Source organism: Pseudomonas sp. NPDC089752, from assembly GCF_044748725.1.
In the GTDB taxonomy this organism is placed as follows: Bacteria; Pseudomonadota; Gammaproteobacteria; order Pseudomonadales; family Pseudomonadaceae; genus Aquipseudomonas.
Genome location: NZ_JBIVGP010000002.1, coordinates 171,912 through 198,317, shown reverse-complemented (window position 1 = coordinate 198,317; position 26,406 = coordinate 171,912). Strand labels below are relative to the sequence as shown.

At 62.6% G+C, this 26,406-nt stretch carries 19 protein-coding genes; 11 read left to right on the top strand and 8 right to left on the bottom strand.

Annotation, left to right across the window (positions count from 1 at the left end; all coding sequences use genetic code 11):
* Nucleotides 1-47: 47 nt before the first annotated feature.
* Entirely contained in the window at nt 48-1,280 is a 1,233-nt protein-coding gene (gene eutH, locus ACIPZF_RS03730) for an ethanolamine utilization protein EutH (protein WP_400795333.1), read from the top strand.
* Nucleotides 1,281-1,356: 76 nt separating this feature from the next.
* Nucleotides 1,357-2,160 (top strand): LuxR C-terminal-related transcriptional regulator, encoded by an 804-nt coding sequence (locus ACIPZF_RS03725; protein ID WP_400795330.1) that lies wholly within the window; start codon nt 1,357-1,359, stop codon nt 2,158-2,160.
* A 3-nt stretch (nt 2,161-2,163) separates the two neighbouring features.
* Here the strand turns inward: ACIPZF_RS03725 and ACIPZF_RS03720 are convergent, their stop codons facing one another.
* Nucleotides 2,164-2,457 (bottom strand): addiction module antidote protein, encoded by a 294-nt coding sequence (locus ACIPZF_RS03720; protein ID WP_400795328.1) that lies wholly within the window; start codon nt 2,455-2,457, stop codon nt 2,164-2,166.
* Nucleotides 2,450-2,752 carry a type II toxin-antitoxin system RelE/ParE family toxin gene (locus ACIPZF_RS03715; RefSeq protein ID WP_400795326.1) on the bottom strand — a complete coding sequence of 101 codons (303 nt, stop codon included), beginning with the start codon at nt 2,750-2,752 and terminating at the stop codon, nt 2,450-2,452. Before ACIPZF_RS03715 ends, ACIPZF_RS03720 begins: the two co-directional genes overlap by 8 nt.
* Nucleotides 2,753-2,979: 227 nt before the next feature.
* Here ACIPZF_RS03715 and ACIPZF_RS03710 point away from each other — a divergent pair, with 227 nt between their 5' ends.
* Entirely contained in the window at nt 2,980-3,375 is a 396-nt protein-coding gene (locus ACIPZF_RS03710) for a transcriptional regulator (protein ID WP_400796088.1), read from the top strand.
* A gap of 105 nt (nt 3,376-3,480) precedes the next feature.
* A complete protein-coding gene (locus ACIPZF_RS03705) occupies nt 3,481-4,407 on the top strand; it encodes a DMT family transporter (RefSeq protein ID WP_400795324.1) in 927 nt (308 codons plus the stop codon).
* On the opposite strand, the gene ACIPZF_RS03700 is transcribed toward ACIPZF_RS03705, so the two are convergent.
* A complete protein-coding gene (locus tag ACIPZF_RS03700) occupies nt 4,358-5,542 on the bottom strand; it encodes a YbfB/YjiJ family MFS transporter (protein ID WP_400795322.1) in 1,185 nt (394 codons plus the stop codon). The two genes, ACIPZF_RS03705 and ACIPZF_RS03700, sit on opposite strands and share 50 nt — an antisense overlap.
* Nucleotides 5,543-5,648: 106 nt before the next feature.
* On the opposite strand from ACIPZF_RS03700, the gene ACIPZF_RS03695 reads away from it, so the two are divergent.
* Complete coding sequence (locus tag ACIPZF_RS03695) at nt 5,649-6,542, top strand: LysR substrate-binding domain-containing protein (RefSeq protein ID WP_400795321.1); 894 nt, start codon at nt 5,649-5,651, stop codon at nt 6,540-6,542.
* A 124-nt stretch (nt 6,543-6,666) separates the two neighbouring features.
* Nucleotides 6,667-6,795 (top strand): PA1414 family protein, encoded by a 129-nt coding sequence (locus ACIPZF_RS03690; protein ID WP_400795319.1) that lies wholly within the window; start codon nt 6,667-6,669, stop codon nt 6,793-6,795.
* Between the two features lie 67 nt (nt 6,796-6,862).
* Here ACIPZF_RS03690 and ACIPZF_RS03685 read toward each other — a convergent pair whose 3' ends face one another.
* Both ACIPZF_RS03685 and speB read right to left on the bottom strand, forming a co-directional pair.
* Nucleotides 6,863-8,242 carry a sodium:solute symporter gene (locus ACIPZF_RS03685; RefSeq protein WP_400795317.1) on the bottom strand — a complete coding sequence of 460 codons (1,380 nt, stop codon included), beginning with the start codon at nt 8,240-8,242 and terminating at the stop codon, nt 6,863-6,865.
* 132 nt (nt 8,243-8,374) lie between these two features.
* Entirely contained in the window at nt 8,375-9,325 is a 951-nt protein-coding gene (gene speB / locus ACIPZF_RS03680; protein WP_012315641.1) for an agmatinase, read from the bottom strand.
* Nucleotides 9,326-9,551: 226 nt separating this feature from the next.
* Here speB and ACIPZF_RS03675 point away from each other — a divergent pair, with 226 nt between their 5' ends.
* The 4 genes from ACIPZF_RS03675 (at nt 9,552) to ACIPZF_RS03660 (ending at nt 13,802) form a co-directional block, all read left to right on the top strand.
* The gene (locus tag ACIPZF_RS03675) at nt 9,552-10,445 is read left to right on the top strand and encodes a LysR family transcriptional regulator (protein WP_400795316.1); all 894 of its coding nucleotides are present in this window, start codon (nt 9,552-9,554) and stop codon (nt 10,443-10,445) included.
* A 139-nt stretch (nt 10,446-10,584) separates the two neighbouring features.
* Nucleotides 10,585-12,150 carry a methyl-accepting chemotaxis protein gene (locus ACIPZF_RS03670; protein WP_400795314.1) on the top strand — a complete coding sequence of 522 codons (1,566 nt, stop codon included), beginning with the start codon at nt 10,585-10,587 and terminating at the stop codon, nt 12,148-12,150.
* Between the two features lie 352 nt (nt 12,151-12,502).
* Nucleotides 12,503-13,102, top strand: coding sequence for a tRNA-uridine aminocarboxypropyltransferase (locus ACIPZF_RS03665; protein ID WP_400795312.1), 600 nt, complete (start codon nt 12,503-12,505; stop codon nt 13,100-13,102).
* A 472-nt stretch (nt 13,103-13,574) separates the two neighbouring features.
* Entirely contained in the window at nt 13,575-13,802 is a 228-nt protein-coding gene (locus tag ACIPZF_RS03660) for a hypothetical protein (protein ID WP_400795310.1), read from the top strand.
* A 116-nt stretch (nt 13,803-13,918) separates the two neighbouring features.
* Here the strand turns inward: ACIPZF_RS03660 and ACIPZF_RS03655 are convergent, their stop codons facing one another.
* The 3 genes from ACIPZF_RS03655 to ACIPZF_RS03645 all read right to left on the bottom strand — a co-directional run bounded on the left by ACIPZF_RS03655 (nt 13,919) and on the right by ACIPZF_RS03645 (nt 18,931).
* Nucleotides 13,919-15,274, bottom strand: coding sequence for an HlyD family type I secretion periplasmic adaptor subunit (locus ACIPZF_RS03655; protein WP_400795308.1), 1,356 nt, complete (start codon nt 15,272-15,274; stop codon nt 13,919-13,921).
* Nucleotides 15,275-15,345: 71 nt separating this feature from the next.
* Nucleotides 15,346-17,481 (bottom strand): type I secretion system permease/ATPase, encoded by a 2,136-nt coding sequence (locus tag ACIPZF_RS03650; RefSeq protein ID WP_400796085.1) that lies wholly within the window; start codon nt 17,479-17,481, stop codon nt 15,346-15,348.
* Between the two features lie 76 nt (nt 17,482-17,557).
* Nucleotides 17,558-18,931 (bottom strand): TolC family outer membrane protein, encoded by a 1,374-nt coding sequence (locus tag ACIPZF_RS03645; RefSeq protein ID WP_400795306.1) that lies wholly within the window; start codon nt 18,929-18,931, stop codon nt 17,558-17,560.
* 467 nt (nt 18,932-19,398) lie between these two features.
* Here ACIPZF_RS03645 and ACIPZF_RS03640 point away from each other — a divergent pair, with 467 nt between their 5' ends.
* Entirely contained in the window at nt 19,399-26,310 is a 6,912-nt protein-coding gene (locus tag ACIPZF_RS03640; RefSeq protein ID WP_400795304.1) for a retention module-containing protein, read from the top strand.
* Nucleotides 26,311-26,406: the final 96 nt, after the last annotated feature.

The following is a 26,406-nucleotide window of genomic DNA, read 5'->3' as shown; positions in this document are numbered from 1 at the left end:
CCTTTCAATTCTGCCCCAAGCCAACTTCAACAACACAGAGGCAGCAGATGGAAAACCTAGGCACTTACGTCATCTACGTGATCATGGCATGCGCGGTGGTCGGCGCCATTGCGTCAATCATCAACGCTGAATCGGAACTGGCCAAGGAGTTCACCGCCGGCCTGCACAGCATCGGCCCGATCTTCATCCCGGTGGCCGGGATCATGGCCGCCATCCCGTTCATCTCCAGCTTCATCAGCCAATTCATTGGCCCTCTGTTCCAGGCAATGGGCGCGGATGCCGGCATTGCCGGGCCAATCTTCATCGCCTCGGACCTTGGCGGTTACCAACTGGCACAGGCGCTGTCGCACAGCCCTGAAGGCTGGATTCTCGGGCTGATCACCGGTTTTCAGTGCGGTTCGACCGTGATTTTCGTTATCCCGGTAGGACTGGCCATGCTCAACAAGGCTGACCACAAATATATGGCATTGGGCATCATGGCGGGTTTGCTGAGCATCCCGATCAGCATCGTGCTGATCGCCATGGGCATGCAGACGATGGGCCTGGGGGTACGCCCAGATATCGCCACGGCGGGCGCGGCGACCCAGGCGCTGCACTTCACCTTGCCGACGTTACTGCGCAACCTGTCGCCACTGATCCTGTTCTGCGTGGCGTTGGCGGCAGCGCTGCGTTACTTCCCCAACCTGATGGTGAGTCTGTTCCTCAAGCTGGGGCAGCTGATGTATGCGGCGGTGACGCTGGTGCTGGTGGCGTCGATCGTCGAGTACTTCACTGGCGTATTTACCGCGCTGTTCGGTGGTTGGGGTTTTGCGCCGATCATTGCCGACAAGGACGACCAGTTCCGTGCGCTGGAAATTGCCGGTTACGTCGGCATCATGCTGTGCGGGGCATTCCCGATGGTCTACCTGATCAAGCGGTTCCTGTCGCGGCCGATCGAAGCGGTGGCCTCCCGGTTCGGCCTGTCCCCAGTGGGCGCTGCCGGCGTGCTCGCCGCCTCGGCGAACATCCTTGCGATGTTCCGCCTGGTGGCCGACATGCCGCCGAAGGACAAGGTGCTGGTGATCGCCTTCGCCGTGTGCGCAGCGTTCACCTTTGGTGACCACCTGGCCTACTCGGCGAACTTCCAGCCGACGCTGATCGGGCCGCTGATCATTGGCAAACTCGCCGGCGGCTTGCTGGGCATGCTGCTCGCCTACTGGCTGGCGGTGCCCAAGGCAGAGGAACTGGGTCGTCAGGAAGAACAGGACGGGTTGCTGCAGGTGAGCGCACCGTTGCATTGATGAGGTCAGGCATCGTTCAATGCTTTCCGGGCGCGGCTTCCCCGCGCCTTTGACCCCAATCACGCAGGCCGCAGCCATGAACAGCGACCACGCCAACCGCCTCGCCGCGGTGATCCGCAGCATTGGCAGCGATGCCCTGGGCCCGGCCATCGACAGCGCGCTCAAGGGTGTGGTCGATTTCGACATGAGCTGCGCCTACCTGTTTCGCTTCAACCAGCCGGCGCTGCTGGTGCACGACGGCTACCAGCAGCGGGTGACCGAGCGCACGCTCAAGGCCTACCTGCGCGGCGGTTACCTGCTTGACCCGTTCTATGTCGCCTGTACCAACAATCACCCTGCAGGGTTGTGGCGCATGAGCGAGCTGGCGCCTGACAGCTTTTACGCCTCGGGCTTTTCCATCTCGCCCGACATCCACCCCTGTGTCTCGTCGCACCACGGCAGTCTGATCGAAGAGATCGGCTTCATCGTCCCTGTACGGCAACGTTCGGCGCTGGTGTTTTCCCTGATGCGCGGCCTGGACAAAGGGGCTTTTGAAGCCGATGAAGTGCAGCGCCTCGCTGCGTTGACACCGTTGATCGATGCCATTTTCAGTCAGCACCTGCAGCTGGCGCATGCGAGTGATCTGGCCGACCCGCAGGATTCGGATAGCCAGCTGGAGGATGCCTTCGTCGACATCCTCCAGGGCCAATTGACCGAAACTCAGCGGCACGTGGCCAAACTGATTCTGCAAGGGCACAGCAGTCAGTCGATCTCGCGGGAGCTGGGGATCTCCGAGGGGACTGTGAAAGTCCACCGGCATAACATCTGGCAGCGGCTGGGGATTGCCGGGAATGCGGAGCTGTTTCGGTTGTTTATCAACTACTTGGTGAAAATCAGCTGAATCTCAATGGGCAAGATGAGGTTTGGCTGCCATATCAATGCCCAACGCCTTCATCACGGCGAGGAAGGATTTCAGCGTTGGGTTGCCATGCTCACTGAACGAACGATAAAGCTGCTCACGAGACAGGCCAGTTTCTTTAGCCAGCTCGCTCATGCCCTTGGCCCGTGCCACTACCCCAACAGCCTTGGCAACATAGCAGGCATCGCCCGTTTCCAGAGCATCTGTCATGAACTGCGCTATGGCCTCCGGCGTGGTCAGGTATTCGGCCGGATCGAATTCGAAGAACATCTCAGTCATTTTGCATCCTCCACGAACGCAGAATCTGGTGAGCAGCCTTGATGTCGCGCTGCTGGCTACCCTTGTCACCACCACAGAGCAGAATCACCCATGTATCGCCCGATTGGTGAAAGTACACCCGGTAACCTGGGCCGTAGTGAATCCTGAGCTCACTAATGCCACGGCCAATGGGGCAGACGTCGCCAGGCACCCCTTCCATGAGTCGGTTGATACGAGAAATGATCCTGACGCGTGCACTGGCATCTCGAAGCCCGATCACCCATTTTTTGAAGCTGGTGGATTCGATTTTATTCATCGAGCGAATGTAGTTTATAAAATACATTCGTGGGATACCGCAATTGGTTTCTGGTTTTTGCCGCCCGATGCACGATATTGATACGCTTGTATTGCCCTGTTCCGGAATCGGATTGCGTTGTAGTACAAGGCGTCAATGCTGTATTCCAGATTTCTTTCGGAACACATTTGCCCGCCATCAGGTCCCAAGCTGTGTACCCCATGCGTCCACAGCAAGAGGCCAACTCCATGAGCATCACCTACGACTGGGACCTGATCGAGCGTTTGCTGCACGAAGTGCAAAACGGCGCCGGTCAAAGCTTCACCCCACGCCCCTATGCCGAGCAGCACGCGGCAGCGCTGGCCGCCAGTGGTCAGCCGGTGGGGGATGTGGACCATCTGAAAACCCGTGCCTGCGAGTACGAAAAACTGCTCTTCGAGCGGGGCTTCATCGAAACCCGGTCGCCGGAAGATGGCGGCAACGGTGAGAACTTCGTGCTGACCGAGCGCGGATCGCGGTTGATGAGCCTGATCGACAGCAGCATCCCCGGCTTCGAGCACCCTCGGCAGGTGTTGGACGACCAGGAAGATGCGCTGGACGAAACCACTTTCGAGCACGTGTCTGCAAAAGCGCAGATCGCTTGAAGTCGTTTTGAGGCTGGCAAGGTCGGCCCGGGAAACCCGATAATCGGTCTTCCTTGAAGACTGCCGAGCCTTGCCCATGCCATCGATTACCCTGGAGGGCCGCCCATGAGCGCGGCCCGCAAGAACCCCGACGCCTTTGCTTTTCAGGTGATGCTCGGGCTATGCCTGATCTGGGGTTGCCAGCAGGTGCTGATCAAGACGGCCGCCGTCGATATCGCCCCGGTGATGCAGGCGGCGCTGCGTAACTGCCTGGCTGCCGTGCTGGTGGGGCTGCTGATCTGCTGGCGTGGCGGCTGGGGGCAGGTGAGCGATACCTGGCGCGGTGGGCTGCTGGCAGGCGGGTTGTTTGGCCTGGAATTCCTGTTCATCGCCGAGGGCCTGAAGTTGACGTCGGCGGCGCACATGTCGGTGTTCCTTTATACCGCGCCGGTATTCACAGCCCTTGGACTGCACTTCATGTTGCCCAGCGAGCGACTACGGTTGCTGCAGTGGCTGGGTATTCTGCTGGCGTTTGGCGGGATTGCCACCGCGTTTGCCGGGGGCATGTCGTTCGATGAGATGGACGGGCGCATGCTGCTGGGTGATGCCTTCGGCGTACTGGCCGGTTTGGCCTGGGGCGCGACCACGGTGGTGGTGCGTGGCTCGCGCTTGTCCGAGGCGCCCGCGACCTTGACCTTGTTCTATCAACTGGCAGTGGGCTTTGTCGGCTTGTTGCTGATTGCCTTGCTCAGCGGGCAGATCGGCAAGGTGTCGTGGACGCCTTTGGCGATCGGCAGTGTGCTGTTTCAGGGTATCGTGGTTTCCTTCATCAGCTACCTGACCTGGTTCTGGTTGCTGCGCAAGTACCTGGCATCGAACCTGGCGGTGTTTTCGTTCATCACGCCTTTGTTTGGGGTGACCTTTGGCGTGCTGTTGCTGGACGAGCCGCTGAGCGTGAATTTTGTGCTCGGCGCCGTCATGGTTCTGCTCGGGGTGGTGCTGGTCAGTGCCGAGCCCTGGGTAAAGCAGCAGCTGCGCAAGTTCGTTGGTTAAGGCTGCTGGTGCCGGCAAGTACCAGCACGCCTGCCAGCCCCAGCCCTGCAGCCGCCAACAGTAAAGCCGGCTGCAGGCTGGCGCTGTAATGGTTGCTCAACGCCGCCAGCAAGGGCCCGCTGAGCTGCCCAAGGGCAAAGCAGGCGGTCAGCAGCCCGGCATTGCGTTGAGTCGCATGCGGCGCCAGCTCTCGCGAACGTTGCATTACCAGCTGCATGCAGGCCAGGAACGGCGTACCGCACAACACCACCCCCAAGGCCAGGCCAAGGCCGCCGCCCATCAGGCAGGCCAACACGCCCAAGCCCTGCAGCCACAAGGTCGCGATCAGCCAGGTTGACGTCCGGCCGCTGCGCCGCAGGCTCACCAGCGCCACGCCCAATGCCGCCGCTAAACCAAAGGCCGGCCAGAACAGGTCGGCCATCCAGTTTCCCTGGAACTGCTGATTGGCCATTTGCGACAGGAAAGTCGCCGGCAAGATATAGCCCACCCCGTACAAGGCATACACCAGGCCCAGACGGCCAATGCCCACGCTGCGCGATGCCCCTTGCTGCGTCACGCCCGGCACCACGACGGGTTCCAACGCACGCGGCAGCCAAGGGCGCACCGCCAGCAGCATGGCCAGCGCTGCAACCGCGTAGATCAGCCACAGCGCCGCCGAGCCCATCCCCAGCACGTGGGCAGCCAGTGCCAGCAGGCCTGTGAGGGCTATACCCAGCCCCGGACCGGCGAACACCAGGGCGCCCAGGCGCTGGCGGTTGTGGGCGTTGGCGAGCTGTTGGCTGAGGCTGGTAATCATCACCAATACCCAGGCACTGGCGACGCCGGTACCGAAGCGCAGCAGCAAGTGGCCCCAGAACCCGTCAGCGGCCGTTGATGCCAGGGTCAGCACTACACACAGCCACAGGCCACCCTGCAGACGCAGCCTGACCTGGTTCGGCTTGCGGGCGAACATCGCATCGGCCGCGCCAATGAAGTAACCGAGGTAGTTGGCCGCCGCAACCAGTCCAGCGGCCGTCAGGTCGAACTGACCTTCGGCGATCAGCTGCGGCAGTTGCGGCGTCAGGGCGAAGCGGCCGATCCCCATGGCCATCATCAGGGCTACGGCGCTGGCCAGCAGTTGTACGAAGGGCGACATGAGAAAGCTCCTGCACGGATGTAAGCGATGGATGGCAGGGTATGGCGCTTTTCCTTTCAATAAAATTGAATAATGATGATCAAGTTGTTCTGTTTTGGAGAATGTCATGGAGTTCAGCCAGCTGCGCATCTTCCAGGCCGTCGCCGAGGAAGGTTCTGTCACCCGTGCCGCCGAGCGCTTGCATCGCGTGCCCTCGAACTTGTCGACTCGACTGCGTCAGCTCGAAGAGCAACTGGGCGTCGAGCTGTTTCTGCGCGAACGGCAGCGCTTGCAGTTGTCGCCCGCTGGCAAGGTGCTGCTCGATTACGCCAACCGCCTGGCGGCGCTGCGTGACGAAGCCATGGCGGCGGTGCGAGGCGGCCAGCCAGCGGGTGATTTCGTGCTCGGCACGATGTACAGCACCGCGGCCATCCACCTGCCGGCGTTGCTGGCCCGCTACCACCAGGCGTATCCGGCGGTGAACCTGCAGGTGCAGGCCGCACCCAGCGGTGATCTGCTCGAAGGCTTGCTCAGCCACCGTCTGGATGCTGCGTTCGTGGATGGCCCGCCGAGCCTGGCCGGGCTGGATGGCGTGCCCTTGTGCGAAGAGCAGCTGGTGCTGATCACCAGCCCTGAACACCCGCCGGTGCACACTGCCCGGGATGTGGCGGGCAAGGCGGTGTTCACCTTCCGCCAAGGCTGCTCCTACCGGATGCGTCTGGAAGCCTGGTACGCCCATGCCCACACACCGATGGGCCGGGTGATGGAAATAGAGTCGTACCAGAGCATGCTGGCCTGTGTAATCGCCGGCGCGGGCGTTGCGTTGATGGCCCAGTCGATGCTCGACAGCCTGCCTGGGCGTGACCGCGTACGCGCCCATCGCCTGCAGACGCCGTTCGATCAGGCGGTGACCTGGCTGATGTGGCGGCAGGGGATGCGCGGTGCGAATTTGCAGGCGTGGGTCGACTTGCAACAAAGCGAAACGATTAACCAGTCGTCGGAATCGGGCATTTCCGCTTGATCCGAGTCAAACTCGCCCCTATCTGTAAGAACAAGGGCATGCGTAAGATGGGACATCGGACTATGATCTGTATGAAACATCGCAGGATTGATTGACCGTGAGGCTGACCCGTCAAGGGGGCAATATGAGAAACCAAATGTTCAACTGGCTCCACGACTTGGCTGTTGCCTTGGGGCTGATACCACCACCCTTGCAGCCGGTGCCGATCCCGACTGATGAAGAACAACGCCGGCGCCAGCCGCGCCGCCGCTGAAAACATCAAGGCCGCCGCATCAGTGATGATGCCGCGGCCTTTTTGCTTCTTCAGGTTATTGCGTTGATCAGGCCAGCTTCGCAACACCTACGGTCTTGCGCGACAACAGGCTGACCATTACAAAACTCACCAAGCCAACCGCCAGGCTGTAGTAGATCGGCGTGTTGGCATCCAAGCCATCCTTGAACATGAACAGCAGCGCGGTGGCAAAGCCCAGCGACATGCTGGCGATGGCCCCTGCGGTAGTCGCACGCTTCCAGAAGATCGCCCCGATCAGCGGGATCAGCATGCCGCCGACCAGCAGGTTGTAGGCCAGGGTCAGGGCGCTGATCACATCGTTCACCGCCAGGGCGATGCCCAGCACCACCAGGCCGGTGAGCAGGGTGAACAGGCGGCTCACGCTCAGGCTCGATTGCTTGCCGCCACGCAGCTTGGGCAGCAGGTCTTCGGTGATGGTGGTCGAGGCGGCCAGCAGGCCGGCACTGGCGGTCGACATCATCGCCGCCAGGGCAGCGGCCATCAGCAGGCCACGGATGCCGTCAGGCAGCTGGCTCTTGATCATTTCGGCGAACGCGTTGTTCGGGTTGGCCAGGTCCGGCATCAGCACATGCGCGGCCATGCCGATCAGGGCGCAGGCCAGGCCGTACAGCACGCAGTACACACCTGCGGTGGTGCCGGCGCGTTGGCAGACCTTTTCGTCACGGGCGGTGAATACCCGCTGCCAGATGTCCTGGCCGATCAGGATGCCGAAGAAGTAGATCAGGAAGTAGGTGATGATGGTGTCCCAGCCGATGGTGGTCCAGGCGAAGCTGGCCGACGGCAATTTGGCGACCAGGGTGTCCCAGCCTCCGGCGTTGTACAGGCACACCGGCAGCAGGATGAACATCAGGCCCACGGTCTTGATCACGAACTGGACGATATCGGTAAGGGTCAGCGACCACATGCCGCCGATGGTCGAGTAGACCACCACCACGCCGCCACCGAGCAGCAGCGACATCCAGAACGGCAAGTCGAGCAATACCTGCAGTACGGTCGCCATGGCCAGGGTCGAGGTCACGCCGATCATCAGCGCGTAGGCCAGCATGATTGCGGCGCTCGCCTGGCGGGCCATGGGGTTGTAACGACGCTCCAGCACCTGGGTCACGGTGAAGATCTTCAGGCGCAGCAGCGGTTTGGCGAGGAACAGGTTGAGGGCGATGATGCCCAGGCCCAGGGCCGCGCACAGCCAGAAGCCGGAGATGCCGTGGACATAGCCCAAGCGTACGGTACCAACGGTGGAAGCACCGCCCAGCACGGTGGTGGCCATGGTGCCCATGTACAGGGTTGGGCCCAGGTTGCGCCCCGCCACCAGGTAGTCTTCGTGGGTTTTCGCGCGCCGCATGCCATACCAGCCAAGCCCGAGCATGCCGGCGGTATAGATCATTACAACAATGATGTCCAAGGCCATTGGGGGTCTCCCGATTATCTTTATTATGGCGAGATCGACCGCTCGGGCGTACTTACGGCGCCCGGCGGTCTTGTCTTGTGTTGGCGGGCCTCAGTGGCCCTCCCTCATGGCTCCTGCCCGGGTGTAGCGGTATCAGCGACGCACGACGCCCGGCAGCACGCAGAGCATTTCGAACAGCAGGTTGGCACCGAGCAGTGAGGTGTTGCCGGTGGTGTCGTAAGGTGGGGAGACTTCAACCAGGTCACAGCCGATCAGGTCCAGGCCGTGGCAGCCGCGAATGATCTCCATCGCCTGGATGGTGGTCAAGCCGCCGATTTCCGGGGTGCCGGTGCCAGGTGCCCAGGCCGGGTCGATGCCGTCGATGTCGAACGACAGGTATACCGGGCCGCCGCCGACTTTTTCGCGCACTTCGGCCATCAGCGGTTCCAGCGATTTGTGCCAGCACTCTTCGGCCTGCACTACACGGAAGCCCTGGCGGCGGCTCCAGTTGAAGTCGTCGGCGGTGTAGCCCTGGGCGCGCAGGCCGATCTGCACCACGCGGTCGCAATCGAGCAGGCCTTCTTCCACGGCACGGCGGAAGGTGGTGCCGTGGGCGATCTTCTCGCCGAACATGTGGTCGTTGACGTCGGCGTGGGCATCGATGTGCACCAGGCCGATCTTGCCGTGTTTCTTGTGCAGGGCGCGCAGGATCGGCAGGGTGATGGTGTGGTCGCCACCCAGGGTCATCGGGATGACGTTGTGCTCGACGATCTCGTCGTACGCTTCTTCGATGATGCGCACGGCGTCGAGCAGGTTGAAGGTGTTGATCGCCACGTCACCGATGTCGGCCACCGACAGCGAGTCGAACGGGGCGGCGCCGGTGGCCATGTTGTACGGGCGGATCATCACCGATTCGGCGCGAATCTGCCGGGGGCCGAAGCGGGTACCGGAGCGCAGCGAGGTGCCGATGTCCAGGGGCACGCCGATGAACGCGGCGTCCAGGCCCTCGGCGCTTTGCAGGTGGGGAAGGCGAAGCATGGTGGCGATGCCGCCGAAACGCGGCATTTCGTTGCCGCCCAGTGGTTGGTGGAGAACTTTGTCCACGGTGGGCCTCATCAGTCGGTCGATTGTTTTGTTTGTTCGAACCTGTGCCGCCGCGCGCCTTGTAGTGGGGTTGTGCCGGCGGGCAGGGACATTTCGGCCAAGTCTGCTGGAAGGTAGTGCGTGGGAAAAATCGCTACCGGCAAAAACTTACTTCAGGAATTTCTAAACTAAAGGCTGCCAGAGCAGTTAGACTGCGCAAAAAATTTACCTACGGACCCGTTGCACCATGGCCTCGACCTTGCCCGACCTGAAACTGCTGCGCATCTTCGTCAGCGTGGTGCGCCACCAGGGTTTCGCCAATGCCCAGCGCGAGCTCAACCTGTCGACCTCGGCCATCAGCACTTACATGAGCCAGCTAGAAGGCGCTTTGGGTATTGTCCTGTGTCACCGTGGCCGTGGCGGATTCAGCCTGACCAGCAAGGGCGAACTGTTTCATCAGGAGACCTTGCGCCTGCTGGCCGAGCTGGATGGTTTCGAGCAGTATGCCGCTGCCCTCAAAGGCGAACTGCGCGGCACCCTCAATCTCGGGGTGATCGACTCCACCGTCGGCGACCGCGCGCTGCCCCTGGCCGAGGCGATTGGTGCCTACAGCCAGGAACACCCGGCGGTGCACCTGCATTTGTCGGTGTCCAGCCCTTACGAATTGCAGTTGGGGGTGCAGGACAATCGCCTGGACCTGGCCATTGGCGCGTTTTCCTCACGCATGAGTGGCCTGGTCTATCAGCCGCTGTATCGCGAGCAGCATTGGCTGTACTGCAGCAGCCGCCACCCTTTGTTTGCCGAGCGGCGCATTCACGAACCGGTCGTCACCCAGCAGCGCATGGTGGGGCGTGGTTACTGGAGCCAGGCGGAACTGGCACGACATGGCTTCAAGCACAGTGCGGCGACAGTCGAGAGCATGGAGGCGCAGTTGATCTTGATCCTGTCCGGCGCCTATATCGGCTACCTGCCGGAACACTACGCCCAGGCATGGGTCGACAAGGGCGATTTGCGCGTGCTATCGCCGGCTACTTTCGGCTATCAAGCGCCATTTTCGTTGATCATCCGGCGCGGTCGCAGCCGTGAGCCGTTGATCCAGACGTTCCGGGATTTGCTCAAAAGCCAGCTTAACGTCGGCTGATGCGCACGCTATTTCAGTCATTCCGTCGGGATAAGCGCTTTTCCTGCAAAACCTGACCGCTGTGCCTTTAGCCCTCTGCTAAACCTCTACTTGCTTTGATGATTTTCCCTTTCATCTATACAAGCAAGGACCGCCCAAGATGCGCATGAATTTGCCCGTCACTGAGCACGAAAGAACGTTTTCCAGCGACCAGCGCCTGATCTCCACCACGGACCTCAACAGCCGCATCACCTACTGCAATGACGCCTTCGTGGCGATCAGCGGGTTCACCTACGACGAACTGGTCGGCCAGACCCACAACCTGGTCCGACACCCCGATATGCCGCCGGCGGTGTTCGGCCATATGTGGGACACCATCAAGCAGGGCAAACCCTGGATGGGCGTAGTGAAAAATCGCGCCAAGAACGGTGACTTCTATTGGGTGAGCGCCTACGTCACGGCGATCTACGAGAACGGCCGGGTCAGCGGTTACGAGTCGGTGCGCTCGGTGCCGACACGCGAACAGATCCGCCGCGCCGAGGCGTTGTATGCGCGCTTGCGCGCCGGCCGCTCGGCGGTGCCTTGGGCGGTGCGCCTGGGGCATGGCCTGGGCAATGGCTGGCCGCTGCTCGGGGCGGGTCTGCTGTCGGCGGCCGGCTACCTGTGGTTACCACCTTATGCAGCGTTGGGCGTGTTGATGGCCAGCTTGCTGGTGGCCTGGTACCTGATTGAACAGCGGCAGAATCAGGCCATTCGCCGTACCTTGGCCGAGCACCCCAAGGCCTTCACCAGCCCGCTGGTGGCGCTGACCTACAGCGATAACCCTGGCCTTCACGGCCAGCTCGACCTGGCGATTCTCAGCGAGGAAGCGCGCCTGCAAACCGCACTGACCCGCCTGGTGGACGCCGGTGTCGGGGTCAAGTCACGGGCCGCGCAGTCTGCCGACTTGTCCGATGCCCAGGCACAGATGCTCGATCGCCAGCGCAGCGAGACCGACCAGTCGGCCACGGCCATCGCGCAGATGGCGGCGACCATCCAGGAGGTCACGCATAACGTGCAAAGCACCGCGCATGCGGCAGGCGATGCCGACCAGTTGGCCCAGCAGGGCAGCGAGCTGGCGCAGCAGAGCTTGAAGGCGATGGGCAGCATGAGCGAGGCGGTCAGCGACATCGGCCAGGCGGTCAATGCCCTGGCCGAGCAAACCCAATCGATCGGCAGCGTGGTCGACACCATCACCTCGATTGCCGAACAGACCAACCTGCTGGCGCTCAACGCCGCGATCGAGGCGGCGCGCGCGGGTGAGCAGGGCAGGGGCTTTGCCGTGGTCGCCGATGAAGTGCGCTCACTGGCTCAGCGCACACGGTCCTCTACCGATGAGATCCACCATATTATCGCCTCCCTGCGCGCAGGTGCTGAACGTGCGGTTAGCACCGCCAACCGTGGCGAGCAGATCTCGCGGGACAGCGTGCACAGTGTCGAGGCGGTGCAGTCGGCGCTGGCCGGGATTGCCCAGGCGGTCAGTCGTATTACCGGCATGAGCCAGCAGATGGCTACGGCGTCCGAGCAGCAGAGTCACGTGGCCGAAGATATCAATCAGCAGATCGTGCGTATTGCTCAGCTGTGCGATCAGACGGCGGGGCAGGCCAAGCAGGGGGCGGAAATCAGCCAGGACCTGGAGCGTATGGCGGAATATCTGCATAGTCTGGCGGAGCGGTTCAACCGCTGATTGGCGGAGTGGGCGGGGGTGCATGACGTTGGTTGTTTAGCGTATGTGAGATCGAGCGCCGCCCGCGCGGCGCATCGCGAGCAACGCTCGCTCCTACGTTTGTTTCGGGCCAATTATTTCTGGGGGATTTGCGCGCGGCCGCTTTGGCGCATGGCGCAATGTAGCATCGTTCCACAAAGGCGGTCGCGCGCGACTGTCACTGGCGTTACTGGCCCGAAACAAACGTAGGAGCGAGCGTTGCTCGCGATGCGCCGCGCGGGCGGCGCTCGATTTCATGAACACCAAAAGACCAAAGCCTAGCGCCCGTCGGCCCCGCCTCTATGGCAAAATCCCTCCGCCACCGGAGACCCCCATGCCCAGACCCCGCTGCGAGCGCTGCCAGCGCCCGCTCGATCACTGCCTTTGCCCACTGATCCCCTCGCTCGACAGCCGCACCCGCGTGTTCCTGCTGCAGCACCCCAGTGAAACCTCGCACGCCCTGAATACCGCTCGGCTGGCCGCGCTTGGCCTGGTCAATGCCGAGTTGCGCATTGGTGAAGTGTTCGAGGACCTTGGCGAGTTGTTGCAAGCGCCAGGCTACCGGCCGGTGCTGCTGTTCCCTGGCGATGATGCCCAGGTGCTGACTACCTATGGCGAAGCGAACGACACGCCTCTGCTGCTGATCGTACCCGACGGCACCTGGCGCAAGGCGCGCAAGCTGCTATACCTCAACCCGCTGCTGGACGCGCTGCCCCGGGTGACACTGGCGCAGGTGGCCCCTTCACGCTACCGCCTGCGCAAGGCTCCGGAGCCGGGAGCGGTGTCGACCATCGAAGCGGTGGTGCAGGCGTTGAACGTGCTAGAGCAACCGGCGAGTTTCGATGGGTTGCTGCGGCCGTTCGAGGCGTTGATCGAGGGGCAGATCAGGGCGATGGGCGCTGAGACATTCGAGCGAAATCACGGTGAAGGCTGAAATTCACGGTTGCCCGTGCAGGCTTCTTCGCTCTTACGGAAATTGAATCCGATTCACACAACATTGGTGCTTGCGATAGCGAGCACAGGGGGATAGATTCCCTGTGTCGCGGCAAATTCCGCGATCGGGTTTGGCGACCCGGATAACTTGGCGCAACAGCGCCCCACACGATTGCAGGCGCTTTTTTTGCGTCCGCAGCCTCGTGCCATGGCGGCTGTGCGTGGGAGACCTTCGGGTCTGCCGGGTTCCAAGTTCCCGGTTCGCCAACCTGCGTACAGCTGCCACCCAATTGTTTGGCGACGATGCGTGGCAGCTCCAACCTAACTTGGAGTTTCATGCATGCTTACCTTGAGCTTTGCCAGGATCCTCGCATTCGTTCTCCGCCGCCGTAAATCGCCGGCGCAGGCTGCACATCGGTTTTATCCGATCCACAGCCAAACCCGCTCCGCAGGCGCAGCAAGGCAGGTACCACATGACTGATCATGAGCGCCTGTCCAATATTCAAAACTATGCCTGGACCCTCGAACTGCTAGGCGAGGCGCTGGTCCAGCATGATGAGATGCTGGAGTGCGAGCACAACCCTCATCTCAGCTTTCGCAATACTGCCGGTATTCATCAAGCGATCCGGATCATTAGTCGCCTGGCCAGTGAGCAGTGTGGCAAGTTGGAGCAGATGAAGGGTCAGTCTGTGCCAGATTGATTGGCAGTACCGGCCTCTTCGCGGGGCAAGCCCGCTCCCACAGGACGGCGCTACTCTGAGTTTTGTGAAATATCTGTGGGAGCGGGCTTGCCCCGCGAAGAGGCCGCCATGACAACTCACCGCTCCCGCAACGCCTCAGTCCGTGCCTTGAGCACCGGCTTGAGCAGGTAATCCAGCACACTCTTCTGTCCGGTGATGATATCGACCGTCGCCACCATCCCCGGAATGATCAACAGCGGCTTGTTGTCCCCCCCCAGGTGATTCTTCTCGGTCCGCACCTGGATCAGGTAAAACGCATTGCCTTTCTCATCCGTCACGGTATCGGCACTGATCAACTCAAGCTTGGCCTTCAAACCCCCATAGATGGTGTAGTCATAGGCACTGAACTTGACCATCGCCGGCTGCCCCGGATGCAAGAACGCCACATCCTGCGGCCGCACCTTGGCCTCGATCAGCAAGTTGTCCTCGATCGGCACGATCTCCACCAGGTCGCTGCCCGGCTGCACCACGCCACCGATGGTGTTGACCTTGAGCAGCTTGACGATGCCTCGCACCGGCGACACCACGGTGGTGCGGTTTACCCGATCATCGATGGCGATGCTGGTAGCGGTGATCTTCGATAGCTCGGTGCGTTTGTCGTTGAGTTCTTTGGCCGCATCGGAGCGGAAGCTGGCGTCGGATTCCTGGATCTTGCTGCGGATCTCGGCCACGGCCGCCTCGGCGCGGGGGATGGCCAGGCTGGTGGCGTTGAGCTGGCCGCGGGCTTCGACCGTGCGCTGCTTGAGGCGCAGGATTTCCACCGGCGAGATGGCGCCTTTGCTCACCAGCGGCGCCGACATGTCCGTCTCTTGCTGCAGCAGGCTGACGGCCGAGCGGTATTGTTCGACCTTGGAACGGAACTCGGCCAGCTCCTGGGTCTTCTGCCGCAGTTGCTCGTTGAGGGTCTGTTTTTCGCTGGCCAGGCGGCGCTGGCGCGAGTCGTACAGCGAGAGCTCGTCCTCGGCCACTTGCGGCGCCTTGGCACGTACTTCGTCTGAGAGCACGAAAGGCTTGCCTTCAGCCTCGGCTGACAGGCGTTCGACTTGGGCGGTCAGGGCATAGCGGTCGGCCTCGCTTTCGCCTTTATTGGATTTGAACCGCGTGTCGTCCAGGCGCAGCAGCGTGGCGCCTTTTTCCACCATTTGGCCTTCGCGCACGAAGATTTCGGTGACGATGCCGCCTTCGAGGTTCTGTACCACCTGCACCTTGCTCGACGGGATTGCCTTGCCTTCGCCGACGGTCACTTCGTCTAGCACCGCCAGGCTGGCCCAGACCACGGCGACCAACAGCAAAGCGGCCGCCAGCCACACGGTCAGGCGCGACAGGCGCGGGGAATCCTGCAGGGTGGCGCTGGCCAGCTCCGGCATGTAGTCGCGTTCGCTGCGCGGGCTGGAGCCTGCGTGTGCACTGCGTACGCTGTGGCTTGTGGTCATGGCTTAACTCCCACAGAAATCAACATGACTGACTGGTTTGACTGGCCCCGGTGGGAGCGGCTCTTGCCGTTCTACAGTGCTGCACCGATACGGCCTTTGCGCAGGGCGTCGATGACCGCATCCTTCGGCCCGTCGGCGACGATCTTGCCGTTGTCCAGCACCAGCAGCCGGTCCACCAGGCTGAGCATCGAGGTGCGGTGGGTGACCAGCAGCAGGGTCTTGCCCGGCACCCAGCTGAGCAGGCGCTGGCGCAGTTGCTCTTCGCTGCTGTTGTCCATGTGGCTGGTGGGCTCGTCGAGGATCAGGATTGGCGGCTCCAGCAGCAGGGCCCGGGCCAGCAGCACGGCCTGACGCTGGCCGCCGGACAGCAGCTGGCCGCGCTCGCCCACCGGGCGGTCGAAGCCGTGCGGGTGCTGCCGGGCCAGCTCGCTGACGCCGGTCAGCTCGGCCACTTCGAGCATGCGCGCATCGCTGATGTGGCGTGCGCCGAGGGTCAGGTTGTCGCGCAGGCTTCCCGCCAGCAGCGGCAGGTCGTGGGCGACATAGCCGAGCTGGCTGCGCAGGTCGGCGATGTCCAGTTGGCGCAGGTCGAGGTTGTCCAGCAGCACCTGGCCTTCTTCCGGGTGATGGAAACCCATCAGCAGGCGGCCCAGGGTGCTCTTGCCCGAACCGCTGCGGCCGATGATGCCGATGCGCTCGCCGGGCTTGATGGTCACGTTCACATCCTGCAGCGCCGGGCTGGTCTGCGCCGGGTAGCGGAAGCTGACATGGCTGAGGGTCAGGCCACCCTTGAGGGTTGTGTGCTCCAGGGCCTGCTGTTCGGCCTGGCGCTCCTGCGGCAGGGCCATCAGCGCATCGGTGCTGCGCATGGTCAGCTGCGCCTGTTGGTAGCGGGTGATCAGCCCGGCGATCTGGCCGAGTGGCGCCAGCACGCGGCTGCCGAGCATGTAGCTGGCGACCAGGGCGCCGACGCTGAGGTTGCCGGCGATGATGCTGTACACCCCGGCGACGATGGTGGCCATGCCGCAGAATTGCTGGATGAACAGCGTGCCGTTGCTGGCCAGCGACGACAAGTTACGGGCGTGGGCATCGAGGCGGGCCATGGCGCCGTTGGTGTGTTCCCATTGGTACTGGCGCTCGCTTTCGGCGCCGCAGGCCTTGAGGGTTTCCAGGCCGCCAAGGGTTTCGATGAGCAGTGCCTGGCGCACGGCGCCAAGGCTGAGGCTTTTTTGCACGGTGTCGCGCAGGCGCGCCTGGATGAACAGGGCAAAGCCCACGGCCAACGGAAAGGCGATCAGCGGAATGACCACCAGCCAGCCGCCAAGCAGACCGATCACCAACAGCATCAGGGCGACGAAGGGCAGGTCGATGATGCTGGTCAGGGTTACGGCGGTGAGGAATTCACGCAGCCCCTGGAAGTCGTGAATGCTCTGGGCGAAGCCACCGATGCTGGCGGGCTTGGCTTTCATCGACATGCCGGTGATGCGCTCGAAGAGGGTGGCGGAGAGGATCAGGTCGGTCTTCTTGCCGGCCTGGTCCAGGAGGTGGGCGCGGACCATGCGCAGCACCAGTTCGAAGGCGGTACCGATGAACAGGCCGGCCACCAGCACCCACAGGGTCGACAGCGCCTGGTTGGGCACCACGCGGTCGTAGGTCTGCATGACGAACAGCGGCACCATCAGGCCCAGCAGGTTGATCAGCAGGCTGGCCAGCAGCGCATCGCCGTACAGCCAGCGGGAGTGACGCAGGGTGTCGCGGAACCAGGCTTCGACCCGTGGCAGCAGCGGCGAACGTACTTCTTCGAGGGTGTGGCGGGGGCGGGCGAACAGGGCGTGGCCGCTGTAAGCCTGCTGCAGCGCCTCGCGCTCGACCCATTGCTCGCCGCCTTCGGCTTCGCAGGGCAGGATCAGCGCCCGGCCATCGTCGCCCCAGCGCTGCAGCACGGCGCTGCGTCCGTCGTTGAGCAACAGCAGCACCGGCAGGTTGAGGGGCGAAATGGCTTCCAGCTCACGCTGCAGCACGCGCCCCTGCAAACCGGCGCGGGCTGCCGCCCGTGGCAGCAGGTCCGGCCCCAGGCGCTGGTGCAGCAGGGGCAGGCCGCTGCTGAGGCTGGCGCGGCTGGCCGGCCGGCCGTGCAGGCGGCAGAGGATCAACAGGCCATCGAGCAGCGGATCATCGACATCGGGGCGCGGCTGCGCGCTTTGCATACTGGTCACGATGGACTACTCCCGCCTCGGTGGATGGGGGTGATGCCTGGCGATCCGTGCCTGCTGAGCGCTGGCGTCAACGCATGTCGGGCAACCGCGCTTCGGTACGCACTTCGTTGGTGGCGATGGCTTCCGGCGGCAGGGAAATGCGCTGCTTGCTCAGCAGCTCACCCATGGTCGCCAGCACGCGGTACATCGAGTACTCCTCGGTGTAACGCACTTCGGTGTAGCGACGGTTGGCGTTGTACAGCTCGTTTTCGCTGTCGAGCACGTCGAGCAGGGTGCGCTGGCCGAGGCCGAACTGGTCTTGGTAGGCGGCGCGCACGCGCTGGGTAGTCTCGGCGTATTCGCGCGCGGTCGGGGTCTGCTTGCGCGCGTTGTTCATGGCGTTCCAGGCCAGGCTGAGGTTTTCGGTCAGCTCGCGCAGGGCGTTGTTGCGGATATCCAGGGCCTGGTTGATCTTGTGTGCGTCGGACTGCAGGCGCGCCTTGTCGCTGCCGCCCCGGAACAGGTTGTAGCTGAGCTCGACGCCGGCCTGCCAGTCGTTGTTGCTGTGGCCCTTCTCACCGCCCAGATTGTTGTTGGCGCCGGTGGCCAGCACTGCGTCCAGGCGCGGATAGAACGGCGACTTGGCCACTTCGTACTGCTGCTCGGCGGCGTTGACGTCGGCCTGGGCGGATTTCAGGTACGGGTTGTTCTGGCGCATGCCTTCGCGGGCTTCGTCGAGGGTGCCGGGCATTTCCACCTTCACCGATTGCGGGCCTTCAAGTTCGTCAGGCAGGCGGCCGACCACGCTGTAGAAATTGGCCTCGGCATCGGCCAGGTCGACTTCGGCGGTGTCCAGGTTGTTCTCCGCCAGGGCGCGACGGGCACGGGACTGGTCGAGGTCTGCAGTGCTGCCGACGCCGCGCTCGCTGCGCAAGCCGATCTGGTCGTTGACCCGCAAGTGAGCCTGCAGGTTGTTCTTGGCGAGGGTCACCAGCTCCCGGCGCTTGAGCACCTCGAGGTACACCTCGATGGCGCGCAGGGCTACATCCTGGGCGACCGCCTGGGTGTAGTAGGCACGCGACGTGGCCACGGCCTGTGTACGGCCGACTTCGTTGGAGGTGTTGAAGCCGTCGAAGATCATTTGCCGAAGACGCAGCTCCGACTGGGTGTAGTTGAGCGTCTCCTTGTTGTGGTTGCGGGTGCCATCGGCATTCACTCCACGGGTGTTGATGTTGTCTGAACGCTGCCTGCCGTAACCGGCCACCAGATCGACGGTGGGAAAGTACCCGCCACGGGCGAATTTCACATCCTCATCAGCCGACAGCTTGCTGTTGCGGTTGGAGCTGATTTCCGGGTGATAGTCCACGGCGCTCTGGACAGCCTCGTTGAGTGACATCGCCTGAACGTTGGCGCACGCCATGGCCAACAGAATTGCACTGGTGATGGGGGTTAAAACGCGCATGGGGTACTTCTCCCTGGTCCTAAAATGGCCTTGCTAATCGCCAATAAAATGACGATTTTTATAATTTAAATAGTTTCACGTTTGTAACAACAGAGCTAAGAACATTTAACGCGCGAGCTAAGAAGATTTTTTCATAAGGGCTATGCGAAAAAAAACTTATGCGATCTATCAAAAACCGAGACATTGTTTCACTCAAGCGATTTCGGATGCCGCCGCAGCATGCGAGTTTCCGGCGTCGGAGCGAGTTCCAGATTTTTTCCAGCTAAGGACGCAAGACGGTTAGGTGAAAGCGGAATTTGGCGACAAAATTTTGGCATCTGATGATGGCAAACCTACATTGTGACTATCGCCAAAGTAGTGGCCTGAGAGAACGATTCTCACCGTTGAAACACTCGGGCGCGCAACCGTTGACCCCACCCGCCATGTCGTTGGCTGTGTAGCCAATCGGTAAGGGGAGGCGTGCGCTCATGGCTAAATTGGTCGGTGTGGTCAGCAAGGTGGTAGGTCAGGTATTCGCCGTTGGCAGCGACGGTAGCCGGCGCCCCTTGATCGAGGGCGACCGCCTGTTCGCGGGCGAGCAGCTGGAAACAGGGGCCGTTGGCGCCGTGGCCGTGCGTTTGCAGAATGGCGCCGAGCTGACACTGGGGCGCGACAGCAGTTTGACCATGACTCCAGACTTGCTGGCCAACCAGGCGGCTCATGTACAGACTCAGGACGGCGCGCCAAGCGATGCTCAGCTGAGTGATGTCGAGCGCATCCAGCAGGCGATTGCCGCAGGTGACGACCCCACTACCACCGCCGAAGCACCTGCTGCCGGACCTAATGGCAGCAGTGCTCCGGGCGCGTTGGGCGGTGGCCACAGTTTTGTCCTGCTGACCGAAGTGGCTGCGCGGGTCGACCCGCAGATCGGTTTCCCTACGGCAGGCTTCAATGGCATTCCGGAGCTTGCCAACCGCTATGTCGGGGATCTCGACAGTGGCCGTGGACGCGACGTGCTGGAATCAGACGATGGTGGCAACGGTGGGTTGCCCCCCGGCCAACCCAATCCGCCGGGTCAACCCAATCCTCCCGAGCAGCCCAACCCACCACTGACACCCGACACCCCGGATCGCCCGGTCGAACTGCGTGGTCTGGATGTCAACCCTGGCGAACTGGTCCTCGACGAAGCCAACCTACCCCTGGGCTCGGCCAGCAATCCAGCAGCCCTGACCCAGGCCGGCAGCTTTACCGTTGTGGCCCCGGACGGCGTGCACAACCTCAGCGTCGGCGGCATCAATGTGGTCACCGCTGGCGTGGTGACCGGCGTCGGCCAGTCGATCACCACCGGCCTGGGCAACACTTTGACCATCACGGGTTACAACCCGGCCACGGGTGTGGTCAGCTACAGCTACACCCTGACCGGCGCCGAGCAGCACGCTGACGGGGCAGGTACCAACGCCCTGAGCGAGCACCTGCCGGTACTGGTAAGCGACAGCGACGGCGATGTCGCCCAAGGGTCGCTGGATGTGATCATTCGTGACGACGTGCCCAAGGCGGTCGACGACAGCAACCCGCTCACGGCCACCGAGCAACACACTGAGCTGACCGGCAATGTGCTGAGCAACGATGTGCAGGGCGCCGATCGCGTTCCCGGCGGCCCGGTAATCGCCGGTACGTTCACCGGCACCTACGGCACGCTGGTGCTGGCTGCAGACGGTTCCTACACCTACACGCTCAACACCAGCGACCCGGACTTCAAGAACCTGGGCGGTGGCGGCCATGGCGTGGAAACCTTTACCTACACGATCAAGGACGCCGACGGCGACAGCAGCAGTGCGACACTGACGCTGAATATCGACAACCTCGACGACCCGGTGAAACTCGACGGCCTCGAGGCGCAGGGCGGGGAGGTGACGGTTTACGAGAAGAACCTGCCCGACGGCAGCGCTCCGGATGCTGGCGCGCTGACCCAGCAAGGCACTTTCAAGATCACCGCGCCAGACGGCCTGCAGAGCCTGACGGTGGGCGGCATCAGCGTGGTCAGTGGCGGAGTGGCGGCGGGCTTCCCGCAGTCGATCGTCACGCCCGAAGGCAACACCCTGACCATCATCGGCTACAACCCCGCAACCGGTGTGGTGAGCTACAGCTACACCCTGCTGGACAACGAAACCCACCCCAACGGCGACGGCAGCAATAGCATCAGCGAACACTTCCAGGTGGTCGCCAAGGATGTCGACGGCAGCACCGCCACCGGCAGCCTGGACGTCAACATCGTCGATGATCTTCCGCAGGCACATGACGACTTCACCAGCGTGGCCAAGGGCGACGTGGTGCGCGGCAATGTGATGTACAACGACGTGGTCGGCGCCGATACCCGTGGCGACGGCCAGTATGTGGTCGGTGTGCGTGCCGGCAGCGACACCTCCAGCTCGGCCATCGGCCAGCTCAATACCCAGGTCAACGGCCAGTACGGCTACCTGACCATCGATGCCCAGGGCAATGCCGAGTACCACTCCAACCCCAACATCGCCTCCCCGCGGGATGCCGTCGACACCTTCGTCTACACCATCCGCGATGCCGACGGCGACGAGAGCACCACGACCCTCACCATCAATGTGCACAACTCGTTGATGGCCTGCGAAGACCGTGACGTCACGGTGTACGAAAAAGCCCTGGACCTGCACAAGGATGGCAACGACCTGGCGGCGGGCAGCGTCATCGGCAGCGACCCGAACTCGAACCAGGAAACTGCAACCGGTACGTTGGTCGGTTCGGCAAGCGGCGGTGTTGGCACGCTCACCTACACTCTGGTCGGCAACCCTGTAGGCCAATACGGCCAGATCCAGCTGAATGCGGACGGCTCCTACACCTACACCCTGACTTCCCCGGCCAACTCGCCGACCCATGCCAACGATGGCGCGAATACCGTGACCGAATCTTTCACCTATCAGGTGCAGGACTCATTGGGTAACTCGATCACCAGCACTATCATCATCACCATTGTCGACGACGTTCCCACCGCCAACAGCGATTTCGTCAGCGTTTTCAAGGGCGATGTGGTGCGCGGCAACGTGATGTACAACGACGTGGTCGGCGCCGATACCCGTGGCGATGGCCAGTATGTGGTCGGCGTGCGTGCCGGCAGTGATACCTCCAGCTCAGCCATCGGCCAGCTCAATACCCAGGTCAACGGCCAGTACGGCTACCTGACCATCGATGCCTACGGCAATGCGGAGTATCACTCCAACCCCAATGTCGCCTCGCCACGCGATGCCATCGACACCTTCGTCTACACCATCCGTGACGCCGACGGCGACGAAAGCACGACGACCCTCACCATCAACGTGCACAACGGCTTGATCGTGTGCGCGGACCGCGATGTCACGGTTTATGAAAACGCGCTGGACCTGCACAAGGACGGTAACGACCTGGCAACGGGCACGGTGACCGGCAGCAACCCTGGCTCCACCCACGAGACGGCCTCGGGCATGGTGGTGGTCAGCGGCGTGGGTGCCGTGACCTTCGCCCTGGTCGGCAGCGCTGTAGGCCAATACGGCCAGATCCAGCTGAACGCGGATGGCTCCTACACCTACACCCTGACTTCTCCGGCCAATTCGCCGATCCACGCCAACGATGGGGCGAACAGCGTGACCGAGACCTTCACCTACCAGGTGCAGGATTCGCTGGGTAACACGGCCACCAACACCATCGTCATCACCATCGTCGACGACGTACCCACGGCCAACAGTGACTTCGTCAGCGTGTTCAAGGGCGATGTGGTGCGCGGCAATGTGATGTACAACGACGTGGTCGGCGCCGATACCCGTGGCGATGGCCAGTATGTGGTCGGCGTGCGTGCCGGCAGTGATACCTCCAGCTCAGCCATCGGCCAGCTCAATACCCAGGTCAACGGCCAGTACGGCTACCTGACCATCGATGCCTACGGCAATGCGGAGTATCACTCCAACCCCAATGTCGCCTCGCCACGCGATGCCATCGACACCTTCGTCTACACCATCCGTGACGCCGACGGCGACGAAAGCACGACGACCCTCACCATCAACGTGCACAACGGCTTGATCGTGTGCGCGGACCGCGATGTCACGGTTTATGAAAACGCGCTGGACCTGCACAAGGACGGTAACGACCTGGCAACGGGCACGGTGACCGGCAGCAACCCTGGCTCCACCCACGAGACGGCCTCGGGCATGGTGGTGGTCAGCGGCGTGGGTGCCGTGACCTTCACCCTGGTCGGCAGCGCTGTAGGCCAATACGGCCAGATCCAGCTGAACGCGGATGGCTCCTACACCTACACCCTGACTTCTCCGGCCAATTCGCCCACCCATGCCAATGATGGGGCGAATACCGTGACCGAGACCTTCACCTACCAGGTGCAGGATTCGCTGGGTAACACGGCCACCAACACCATCGTCATCACCATCGTTGACGATGTGCCCACGGCCAACAGCGACTTCGTCAGCGTGTTCAAGGGCGATGTGGTGCGCGGCAACGTGATGTACAACGACGTGGTCGGCGCCGATACCCGTGCAGATGGCCAGTATGTGGTCGGCGTGCGCGCGGGCAGCGATACCTCCACCTCGGCGATCGGCCAGCTCAATACCCAGGTCAACGGCCAGTACGGCTACCTGACCATCGATGCCTACGGTAATGCGCAGTACCACTCCAACCCGAATGTCGCCTCGCCACGGGATGCCGTCGACACCTTCGTCTACACCATTCGCGATGCCGACGGCGATGAAAGCACCACAACCCTCACCATCAACGTGCACACGGCGTTGATGACCTGCGAAGACCGCGACGTCACGGTCTACGAGAAGGCCCTGGACCTGCACAAAGACGGCAATGATCTGGCCGCTGGCAGCGTGACCGGCAGTGAACCGGGCTCAACCCAGGAGACGGCCTCCGGGACCCTGGCCGGTTCGACCAGCGGCGGTGTGGGTGCATTGACTTACACGTTGGTTGGCAATCCTGTAGGCCAATACGGCCAGATCCATCTGAATGCCGATGGATCCTACACCTACACCCTGACTTCGCCGGCCAACTCGCCGATCCACGCCAACGATGGTGCGAACAGCGTCACCGAAATCTTCACTTACCAGGTGCAGGATTCGCTCGGCCATTCGACCACCAGCAGCATCGTCATCACCATCGTCGACGACGTGCCCACGGCCAACAGCGACTTCGTCAGTGTGTACAAGGGCGAGGTGGTGTGCGGCAACGTGATGTACAACGACGTGGTCGGCGCCGATACCCGCAGTGACGGGCAATATGTGGTTGGCGTCCGCGCGGGTAGCGATACGTCCACATCCGCCATCGGCCAGCTCAACAGCCAGGTGCAGGGCCAGTACGGCTACCTGACCCTCGATGGGCAGGGCAATGCGGTTTACCACTCCAATCCCGATGCCGTGGCACCGCGTGATGCTCTGGACAGCTTTGTCTACACCATTCGCGACGCCGACGGTGACGAGAGCACCACGACGGTCACCATCAACGTGCACAACCCAGCGCTGCAGCCGTGTGGCGACGGTGGCGTGTGGGTTTACGAGAGCGCGCTGGACCTGAACAGGGACGGCCACGACCTCGCGGCTGGCAGCGTCAACGGCAGTGACCCTTGCTCGCCTGCAGAAACGGCGTCCGGCAGTCTGGTCGGGCAGGTCGCCGGTGGCGTGGGGGCATTGACCTACACGCTGGTCGGCAATGCCGTCGGCCAGTTCGGCCAGATTCACTTGAATGCGGATGGCTCCTACACCTACACGTTGACCTCGCCAGCGAATTCGCAGCCGCACGCCAACGACGGTGCCAACACCGTCAGCGAGTCTTTCACTTACAGAGTCGAAGACACGGTCGGCAACTGGACCACCAGCACCGTGCGCATCACCGTTGTCGACGACGTGCCGCAAGCGCATTGCGACTTCGTCAGCGTCAGCAAAGGCGATGAAGTGCGCGGCAACGTCCTGTACAACGATGCGATCGGAGCCGACGTGCCCGCCGACTGCGGCTATGTTGTCGGTGTGCGTGCCGGGCACGATACGTCCAGTTCGGCCATCGGCCAACTCGGCAGCCATGTCGCGGGTCAGTTCGGTTACCTCACCCTGGATGCCCAAGGCAATGCGGTGTACCACTCCGACCCGAACGTGGCGGCGCCTCGCGACGCTACTGACACCTTCGTCTACACCATCCGCGATGGCGACGGTGATGAAAGCACGGCAGTGATCACCATCAACGTGCACGACAATTCCATGTCCGGATGTGCCGACGGTTATGGCAGGGGCCAGGAGCAGCGGGTCGTCGAGCGCGGCGCGTTCACCCTCGATGCCAGCAGCATGACCGCCGCGCTGGTGGTGCTCGGCTATCTCGGCGCCACCGGTGCTGCCGCCGCTCAGGGCAATGCCGAAGAAGTGATCAACGTCAGCCTGCGCAAAGGCGAAACCCTGCAATTGAACCACGACGCGCACGATGGCAACCTGGCGCTGGAATGGAAGGATGCCGGTGGCACCTATCAGTCCATCGCTGCCGGCGACAGCTTCACGGCCAGCCACGACGGGGTGTACAGCATTCACGTCAGCGACCCGCAGGGTGCCAGCAAGGGTGGCGAAAGCTACAAGCTGAGTCTGGTGCTCGACTATGCCAATGCGCAGGACCCGGCGTCGCACATGGGTGTCGGCAGTGACCACGGCGCTGCCGGCCTCTCCAGCCCTGTCGACATCGCTTCGCTGGAAGCGCACGCCCCTGCTGGCGACGAGCACAACGGCCACACGGCCAACTACGCCCTGGCCAAGGGTGCGGTGACCATCGACCTCAGCCATGAAGGGCCACAGGACACCGGAGGTGCCGGTGTGGAAACCTTGAACGGTATCCATAACCTGGTCGGCTCAGACTACGGAGATACTCTGATCGGCAACAGCGCCGACAACGTGCTCAATGGCGGTGCAGGCAACGATGTGCTCAAGGGCGGGGACGGCAATGACATCCTGATTGGCGGGCCAGGCAACGACAGGATGACGGGCGGCAATGGCAACGACACTTTCGTCTGGCAGAAGGGCGACGGCGGCCACGACACCGTGACCGACTTCACCCCCGGCAGCGACAAGCTGGACCTGTCTCAGCTGTTGCAGGGGGAGCACGCCACGGCGTCATCGCTGGATGATTACCTGCACTTCAAAGTCAGTGGCTCGGGGGAAAACGTGGTGTCGACCATAGAGGTCAGCAGCGCGGCGGGGGCTGCGCCGATTCAGACCATCGACCTGGCCGGGGTCGACCTGGCCCAGCACTACGGGGTAACGGCAGGGGCGGGTGGGGTGATATCGGCGGGGCATGATACGGCGACCATCATCAATGGGATGCTGGATGATCATTCGCTGAAAGTGGATACCGTATGAGGGCGATTTTCGCAGCGTAAAGCAGGCCGTGTCTGACGGTGCGCGCGGGCGCGGCCTGCTTTTTGAAGCACGGGGAATGGTTAAGTTTGATGTGCG

What these genes read in the sequence shown, in the direction of transcription:
- eutH (WP_400795333.1), top strand. Translation starts at nt 48, where the DNA reads ATGGAAAACCTAGGCACTTACGTCATCTACGTGATCATGGCATGCGCG.
- ACIPZF_RS03725 (WP_400795330.1), top strand. Translation starts at nt 1,357, where the DNA reads ATGAACAGCGACCACGCCAACCGCCTCGCCGCGGTGATCCGCAGCATT.
- ACIPZF_RS03720 (WP_400795328.1), bottom strand. Translation starts at nt 2,457, where the DNA reads ATGACTGAGATGTTCTTCGAATTCGATCCGGCCGAATACCTGACCACG.
- ACIPZF_RS03715 (WP_400795326.1), bottom strand. Translation starts at nt 2,752, where the DNA reads ATGAATAAAATCGAATCCACCAGCTTCAAAAAATGGGTGATCGGGCTT.
- ACIPZF_RS03710 (WP_400796088.1), top strand. Translation starts at nt 2,980, where the DNA reads ATGAGCATCACCTACGACTGGGACCTGATCGAGCGTTTGCTGCACGAA.
- ACIPZF_RS03705 (WP_400795324.1), top strand. Translation starts at nt 3,481, where the DNA reads ATGAGCGCGGCCCGCAAGAACCCCGACGCCTTTGCTTTTCAGGTGATG.
- ACIPZF_RS03700 (WP_400795322.1), bottom strand. Translation starts at nt 5,542, where the DNA reads ATGTCGCCCTTCGTACAACTGCTGGCCAGCGCCGTAGCCCTGATGATG.
- ACIPZF_RS03695 (WP_400795321.1), top strand. Translation starts at nt 5,649, where the DNA reads ATGGAGTTCAGCCAGCTGCGCATCTTCCAGGCCGTCGCCGAGGAAGGT.
- ACIPZF_RS03690 (WP_400795319.1), top strand. Translation starts at nt 6,667, where the DNA reads ATGAGAAACCAAATGTTCAACTGGCTCCACGACTTGGCTGTTGCCTTG.
- ACIPZF_RS03685 (WP_400795317.1), bottom strand. Translation starts at nt 8,242, where the DNA reads ATGGCCTTGGACATCATTGTTGTAATGATCTATACCGCCGGCATGCTC.
- ACIPZF_RS03675 (WP_400795316.1), top strand. Translation starts at nt 9,552, where the DNA reads ATGGCCTCGACCTTGCCCGACCTGAAACTGCTGCGCATCTTCGTCAGC.
- ACIPZF_RS03670 (WP_400795314.1), top strand. Translation starts at nt 10,585, where the DNA reads ATGCGCATGAATTTGCCCGTCACTGAGCACGAAAGAACGTTTTCCAGC.
- ACIPZF_RS03665 (WP_400795312.1), top strand. Translation starts at nt 12,503, where the DNA reads ATGCCCAGACCCCGCTGCGAGCGCTGCCAGCGCCCGCTCGATCACTGC.
- ACIPZF_RS03660 (WP_400795310.1), top strand. Translation starts at nt 13,575, where the DNA reads ATGACTGATCATGAGCGCCTGTCCAATATTCAAAACTATGCCTGGACC.
- ACIPZF_RS03655 (WP_400795308.1), bottom strand. Translation starts at nt 15,274, where the DNA reads ATGACCACAAGCCACAGCGTACGCAGTGCACACGCAGGCTCCAGCCCG.
- ACIPZF_RS03650 (WP_400796085.1), bottom strand. Translation starts at nt 17,481, where the DNA reads ATGCAAAGCGCGCAGCCGCGCCCCGATGTCGATGATCCGCTGCTCGAT.
- ACIPZF_RS03645 (WP_400795306.1), bottom strand. Translation starts at nt 18,931, where the DNA reads ATGCGCGTTTTAACCCCCATCACCAGTGCAATTCTGTTGGCCATGGCG.
- ACIPZF_RS03640 (WP_400795304.1), top strand. Translation starts at nt 19,399, where the DNA reads ATGGCTAAATTGGTCGGTGTGGTCAGCAAGGTGGTAGGTCAGGTATTC.